The 3,360-nt window shown below is 44.9% G+C and carries 3 protein-coding genes; 1 reads left to right on the forward strand and 2 read right to left on the reverse strand.

From position 1 onward, the window contains the following. The coding region (locus WBA23_RS25450) for a VOC family protein (protein WP_424585093.1) at window positions 1–371 on the forward strand (371 nt) is incomplete at its 5' end. A 51-nt stretch (window positions 372–422) separates the two neighbouring features. On the opposite strand, the gene WBA23_RS25455 is transcribed toward WBA23_RS25450, so the two are convergent. Then, window positions 423–1,076, reverse strand: coding sequence for a LolA family protein (locus WBA23_RS25455; protein ID WP_424585094.1), 654 nt, complete (start codon window positions 1,074–1,076; stop codon window positions 423–425). A 28-nt stretch (window positions 1,077–1,104) separates the two neighbouring features. Further along, window positions 1,105–3,360 (reverse strand): DNA translocase FtsK 4TM domain-containing protein (locus WBA23_RS25460; protein ID WP_424585095.1); only part of this gene is annotated, 2,256 nt, incomplete at its 5' end.

Genomic DNA, 3,360 nt, shown 5'->3' on the forward strand with positions numbered 1-3,360 from the left:
GCTGTATACCTGTTCCCCCAGTACGAAGCCAATCCGCCAAGTGGCTGGCAGAAGGAACGGGATTGCCCAATGCCTCATTAGAGGGAGTTCACCTTCGCTTACCCGGTTACGGCAATAACGGACCTACCCTAGAAATATACCAGTACCGACAAATGGAAGATAAACCCGCTCCGGCAGTCAATCGTCAAGGATTAGGTCATTTGGCTTTTCTTGTGGATGATGTGCTATCAATAAAGGAGAAAATTCTACAGCACGGCGGAAGCGAGTTGGGTAAGGTTACTGAGGCTGATGTCGCTGGTGTGGGACGACTGACTTTTATCTATATGACTGATTCGGAAGGAAATATTCTGGAAATTCAGAATTGGTCATAAAAAAAGCCGATAGTCTCCCATCGGCTTCTCGTCTGTTTTTTAATTAGCGGTCTATCGTAAATCCACTACTTCTACTCCCTCGTAGTTGCTAGAATCGAAAGTAAAAAGATCGTCGGTCACGCTGGCTTGCGGATTAAAGTTGTCAATCTCATACGTGTACCGAGTACCGTTTTTGTCAAAGATCCGCCACTTTTTCAGGGTGCGATCATCTTCTGCAATATGAAGCTGGATTTTAAAAAACTGGTTATCGCTATTCTCTGGCACTAGATCAACTACTTGATACGCTTTTCCATCTATGGTCTCGTCTTCCAGATAGTTATACTTAAAGCCTCGTTTGTAGGCATTGTAAATCTGAGTAGGTGATATATCGCCTTCTTCAGGGTCATAGTCATCAATATTCACTTCATTCACCTCTTGTAAGTACGTCCAAACAGTGCTCCCATCATTAATAATCTCTTGTCCACCCATTCGTAGGCGGTACTTATCACCTTTTACCGCAATTTCACCCTCAAAATCTTCATTAATTGACTGATCGGTGTTCTCCATTGAGTAGGAAAAACCGGACTCAAATGATCCGATTTGCCGGTAGGCTTCGCTCATGGCATCCAGAATTTCTCGGGCTTTAGGATCATATTGAGCGTAGGCAGTAGAGTACTGCAGAAAAGGGACTAAAGCTAGTGCGACAACTGATAAAATTTTCTTCATAAAAAAACTTGTTAGGATAGTTATGGTGTCAGTCCAGACTGTTCAATAACTGTTCCAAACTGTATTCGTCACTAATTAATACCTCACGGGCTTTGCTACCTTCAAACGGCCCTACAATACCCGCTGCTTCCAACTGATCAATCAGTCGACCGGCCCGATTGTAACCCAGTTTCATTTTGCGCTGAATAAGAGAAGTACTTCCCTGCTGATGATGTACGATTACCCGAGCGGCATCGTCAAATAATTCATCTCGCTGTTTTAAATCTACTTCCAACACACTGCTACTATCGTTCTCATCGCCTAAATACTCCGGTAGTACGTAGGCTGACTCATAGCCTCGCTGAGAACCAATAAACTCGCAGATGCTATCTACCTCGGGGGTATCTACAAATGGGCACTGTAGCCGAATAATATCTGAGTTGACCGAGAGTAGCATATCACCCATACCAACTAGTTGCTCAGCTCCACCCGTATCTAAAATAGTGCGAGAGTCCACCTTAGAAGTAACCCGGTACGACAAGCGCACTGGAAAATTAGCTTTAATAATACCCGTAATTACATTCACTGAGGGTCGCTGGGTAGCCACTACTAAGTGAATGCCAATGGCTCGGGCCAATTGGGCCAGACGAGCGATAGGAGTTTCCACTTCTTTTCCCGCCGTCATCATCAGGTCGGCAAGCTCGTCAATAATCAGCACAATGTACGGTAGAAAGCGATGGCCCCCTTCCGGGTTCAGTTTCCGGCTAACAAACTTTTTATTGTACTCTCGGATGTTTCGGCAGGCAGCATCTTTCAGCAAATTATAACGGTTATCCATCTCAATACAGAGCGAGTTGAGCGTATAAATTACGTTCTTGGTTTCCGTGATAATAGCATCCTCACTATTAGGGATTTTAGCCAGAAAGTGCCGTTCCAATTTATTAAATAGTGAGAGTTCTACCTTTTTAGGATCGACCATCACAAATTTGAGCTGAGACGGATGTCGCTTGTAGATGAGGGAGCTGATAAGCACATTTAGCCCTACTGATTTTCCCTGTCCGGTAGCTCCGGCAATGAGTAAGTGCGGCATCTTGGCCAAATCGGCCACAAATAATTCGTTAGCTACGGTCTTTCCTAAGATAATGGGAAGCTCTTTGTTGCTGTGCATAAACTTTTCGGTGGTAACAACCGAGTGCATACTCACCGTTTCCCGATTCTTGTTGGGCACTTCAATACCAATAGTGCCTTTACCCGGAATAGGCGCAATAATACGAATTCCTAATGCGGATAAGTTTAAGGCAATATCATCTTCCAGATTTTTTATCTTAGAAATCTTCACCCCCGCCTCGGGTACAATTTCGTACAATGTGACGGTAGGACCAATGGTTGCTTTAATAGATTGAATACCAATTTTGAAGTTAATCAGCGTTTCAACAATTCGGTCTTTATTGTCCTCTAACTCCTCTTTGGTTACTTGCACCCGTCCCGATTGATTGCTATCCAGTAGCCCTGGTTCGGGGTAGCGATACTGGGGTAAATCGAGGGTAGGATCGTAGTTCTCTGATTTTAGTACTTTCTTGGCCTCCTCGGTATGCTCTTCTACCTCCAGAGCGTAGTCTGCGTGAGCAGTTTCTTGAGGTAATACCGGGTCTTCAATATCCAGTGAAAGGGTTGGCACCGCTGATTTTTCCCTTTTTGCTTCCTGATCAATAAATAGCTCTTCTGTCGGCGGTTCATTTTCATCCGGACTATCTTCTTCTGAAAAAGGAGAAACAGCAGGCTGATCCCAAGAATCTTCCTCCTCAGCTAGAGGTGGTTGCAAAAAACTATCATCTGCCGTCGCAATAGTTCCTGGTGCAGTACCTCGATTAAGGGAAGATGCTGTTTGTGGGAAAGGAAGTGGGGATGTTAATCCGAAGAAATAGATCATAAATACAATGAGTGCGAACGCTAATACCAGCAATGTACCCCAGCCAATCAGGCTATCGGTGACAATCGCCAATTCGTAGCCTACTCCCCCGCTGAGCATACTCCATTCCGAAAAGTTTTCCTGATGGTAGATCCAATAACCGAGCAGCCAGCTTATCCAGATTAGAAAAAAAGCTACAGCCATAGCTGCGCGATACAACGGCAACAACGTACGGCGAAACACCAATTGCACTCCTGCGGCAAACAGCAGAGGCGGAATCAACAGCGAGGCAATCCCGAACCAACGGTAAATCCACAAATACGAAACAACAGCTCCTACCAGCCCCAACCAGTTTTCGGTTTCTTGTCCGGCCGCTTTCCAGTTATTTTCCAATAC

The organism is Tunicatimonas sp. (genome assembly GCF_049647865.1).
Lineage (GTDB): Bacteria > Bacteroidota > Bacteroidia > Cytophagales > Cyclobacteriaceae > Tunicatimonas.